At 66.7% G+C, this 526-nt stretch carries 1 protein-coding gene; it reads right to left on the bottom strand.

Annotated features, from left to right (window positions below):
- On the bottom strand, window positions 1-481 hold a 481-nt coding region (locus tag DMH08_RS39820), incomplete at its 3' end, for a polyketide synthase (RefSeq protein WP_325052997.1).
- Window positions 482-526: the final 45 nt, after the last annotated feature.

Below are 526 nucleotides of genomic sequence, written 5' to 3'. Positions count from 1 at the left end.
ACGCCACCAACGACGACGAACACGCCGTATCCACCGTCACCGCCGGGCCCGTCAAACCCAGGCAATACGAGATTCGGCCCGACGCGACCGCCGACACCGTCCCGATCAACCGATAACCATCAAGGCTCTTGTCATCAGGCGGCAGGGCGGAGTTGTAGCCCGAGGTGTTCGCTCCAACGAACACTCCGGTCGACGACCCGTGCAGCGACTTCGGATCGATCCCCGCCCGCTCGATCGCCTCCCACGACGTCTCCAGCAGCAGACGCTGCTGCGGGTCCATCGCCAACGCCTCACGCGGACTGATTCCGAAGAAGCTCGCATCGAAGTCGGCCGCGTCGTAAACGAACCCGCCCATCCGCCGATACGACTGGCCCCTGCCGAACTCGTCCTCGAAGGCGTCCCAGCCGCGGTCGGTGGGGAAACCGCCCATCGCATCGGTCCCGGACGCGAGCAGGTCCCAGAACTGGTCGGGCCCGGTCACGCCGCCCGGATACCTGCAGCCCATCCCCACGATCGCGATCGGCTC

The sequence above is a fragment of the Actinomadura sp. WAC 06369 genome, assembly GCF_003947565.1.
Taxonomy (GTDB): domain Bacteria; phylum Actinomycetota; class Actinomycetes; order Streptosporangiales; family Streptosporangiaceae; genus Spirillospora; species Spirillospora rifamycini.
Note: the sequence above shows the minus strand (reverse complement) of the source record. Positions and strands in the feature narration are given on the sequence as shown.